The organism is Bartonella sp. AP57NXGY (assembly GCF_042195805.1).
Classification (GTDB): domain Bacteria; phylum Pseudomonadota; class Alphaproteobacteria; order Rhizobiales; family Rhizobiaceae; genus Bartonella.
Window position 1 is genome coordinate 1 of sequence record NZ_JBHIOZ010000153.1, and the last position, 2898, is coordinate 2898.

General features: G+C 46.0%; 3 protein-coding genes. All 3 read left to right on the forward strand.

The genetic code is table 11. The features are described 5' to 3' along the window. A partial coding sequence (locus ACFIL8_RS08835; RefSeq protein ID WP_375689479.1) for a hypothetical protein occupies nucleotides 1–231 on the forward strand: 231 nt, incomplete at its 5' end. A 13-nt stretch (nucleotides 232–244) separates the two neighbouring features. Further along, a complete protein-coding gene (locus ACFIL8_RS08840) occupies nucleotides 245–1579 on the forward strand; it encodes a Bgr_08870 family protein (RefSeq protein WP_375689481.1) in 1335 nt (444 codons plus the stop codon). Nucleotides 1580–1717: 138 nt separating this feature from the next. After that, a partial coding sequence (locus ACFIL8_RS08845; RefSeq protein WP_375689483.1) for a phage tail sheath C-terminal domain-containing protein occupies nucleotides 1718–2898 on the forward strand: 1181 nt, incomplete at its 3' end.

Sequence of the window (2898 nt, forward strand, 5' to 3'; positions counted from 1 at the left end):
AAAACCTTTTTACCGGGCGGTGCAACCTTTTCACTGGAGATGCAACTGGATGATGGTGGTTTCACCCCTTTGAAACTCGACGAAACAGAACAACTTGCCGAGCCGCTTTGGACAGAGCGCAAATTTATCAGTAGTGATAAAGGCGCCAAACAAGCGCGCTTGAAATTGACCCTTACCGGTGGACCAGCAGCGCGATCAATGGTGTGTGATTTTGGCGCCGGCATATTGTGATGGGAGAACAGAGATGACCAAAACCAAAAAACTCGACATGGAATTGCCTAAAGAGGGGCGTTTTATCAGTTCTGAATTCCCAATCTTGCGGGAAAACTTGACCAAAATTGATCAAGCTCTTTTGGCTGTTGAGGAAAAGATAAACGAAAAAGCACCTTTACAACACACGCATACCATAAGCGAAATCACAAATCTAGAAAGCGCTCTCAATGGCAAAATGGCAGCGGATAAAACTTTCTCATTTGCTGATTTAAGCGATATCGAAGGCGCAAAAGATGCTGCCAACAATTATGTTCTCTATAAATCAAGCAACAATAACTTTACCTTTGGCAGTGCTGTCTCACTATTAGGCGCACACCAACATAAAACCGAAGATATCGTGGGGCTTGATGATTTTAGAGCCAAGATCAATGAAGATCTCACAAGCTATGGTCGCTTAGCCAGCCCAAATGAATGGCAAAGTTATAATAAATTTACCAGTAAAGTCACCATGGGTGACGACTTGGAGATCTTGGGTAATTCGTCGTTTAGCCTTATTCATAATGGTGAAACGGTGACAAGTTTAAGCACAAATGGAAGTACCTTGAAAGGACCTTTGAGAGTTGATGGTGAAGCTGTTTATACCAAGGTGCAAGTGGATGCTCTTTTGGATGCTTTAATCAAAAAGCGTAAAGAAGAGTACATTGAAATCGTTATGTTGCAGAGTGGTAATATTCCTTGGCCTGATGGGGTGACAGATGACACTGATATTGAAATCATGGCTTGGGGAGGTGGCGGGAGCGGTGGCCAACGTGGAGGAGGTGGTGGTGGTGAATGTATTTCTTTAAAGATTCAAAAACGCCAATTACAGAATAATGATGTAGTGGCTATTGGAAAAGGCGGATATGGAAATGGTGTTAATGGTGGTAATACGCTAGTTGGTTCTATTCTTACAGCACGGGGTGGTAAGGGGAATAACGGTTATATTGGTGGAAATAGTGGTGGTGGAGTTTCAGGTGGTTATGGAACTGCAAGTGGTAGTAATAATAATGGTTATGCGGGAAAAGAACATCCTTGGCATGGAGGCGGAGGAGGAGGTGGTGGCTTTAATGATAGTTGTGGCGGTGATGGAGGGGATAGTACCTATGGTGGAGCAGGTGGAGGTGGGAGTGGTGGGAGTGGTGGTAGTGGTATAGCTAATAATGGAGGTAAGGGAGGAAAAAGCCAGTATGGTGGCAATGGAGGAAGCGGAGCTGAAAAAGGATATGGCGGCGGTGGCGGTGGCGGTTATCGAGATGGTGAAGATGGAACAGTAAATGGTGCTGGACGGGGTGGTGATGGCGCAGTTAAATTAAAGATCTTTGTATAAGCGCGTTTAAAGGCTTGTATGCTCTTCCGTCTTTAAGTCCCCTTTAAAGCCCTTTAAAAGGGCTTTTTGACTGACAGTGTCAGACTTATGAAAGGGAGCTCTTGTTGTTATGGTCTCTTCATTGATTTGGAGAGCAAAATGGCAATAGAATTTAATCATGGGATTCGCATTGTAGAGGCTGGTGAGGATTCCCGTCCTTTAGCAACATTTGATCAGACCGCTATTGGGGCGGTTGTTACAGCCCCTGATGCTGACAACCAAGTTTTTCCCCTTAACGAGCCTGTGTTGGTCTTCACCCATGATACAGAAAAAATCCAAAAGCTTGGGCGAAGGGGAACGGCTTTTGATGTCATTAACGCCGTGTGCGCGCAGGGGATTGAGGCACAAATTATCCTTGTGCGGGTAGAAGAAAAATCAACCATTGCTGAGACACAAACTGAGATGGTGGGATCAAACGCTCACCTGACCGGTGTGCACGCCTTAGCGCATGCGCGGGGGCATTTGGGGGTAGAACCTGGAATTCTCTTAGCACCGGCTTATAGTGCAGGGCGGATTGACAATGGCAAAAACCCCGTGGCAGATGCTTTGGAACAGGTTGCAGAAAAGCTACAAGCGATTGCGGTTTTTGATACGGGGGGTAAAAACACGCAAGAAAGTCTTGCCTATCGTGCAGATTTTTCCTCACGCTTTTGTTATTTGATTGATCCCTTTGTACGGGTGGCAAATCGTGAGGGGGGTGTTAGTGTTAAACCCGCAAGTCCTTTTGCAGCAGCCATGTTTATCAAACGTGACAAGCAAAAGGGCGGTGTTTTTTGGTCTCCTTCCAACCAAGATGTGCATGGCATTTTAGGGACAGCACGCCCCATTAGCTATTTTGATGGGGAAATTGATCATGAGGCAAATCGCCTTAACCAAGCCGATATTGCGACCTTTATTCCAGCACGACTTAGCCAAAATGGGCAGGGAGAAGTAGCTGCCAATGGCCGCATTTTATGGGGAAATCATACCACCTCCAGTGATCCGCTCTGGCGCTTTGTCAATGTGGTGCGCACCCGTGCAGCCTTGGAAAAAACGATCATTAACAATTTGCGCCCTTGGGCCAATGATGAGAATCTGACTGGTCAACATGTTATTGCCATTACCCGCTCTTTGACCAGCTTTCTTGATGATATGATTGCGCGTGGTGCATTGCTTGGTGGTCGGGTTTGGTTTGACCGCGATTTAAATTCCAACAGCACTTTACAATTGGGAAAATTGCGGGTGGAATTTGATGCAGAAGAAGTGCCACCTTTAGAAGATTTGAGTTTCGGCAGCCGGCG

What these genes read in the sequence shown, in the direction of transcription:
- ACFIL8_RS08840 (WP_375689481.1), top strand. Translation starts at nt 245, where the DNA reads ATGACCAAAACCAAAAAACTCGACATGGAATTGCCTAAAGAGGGGCGT.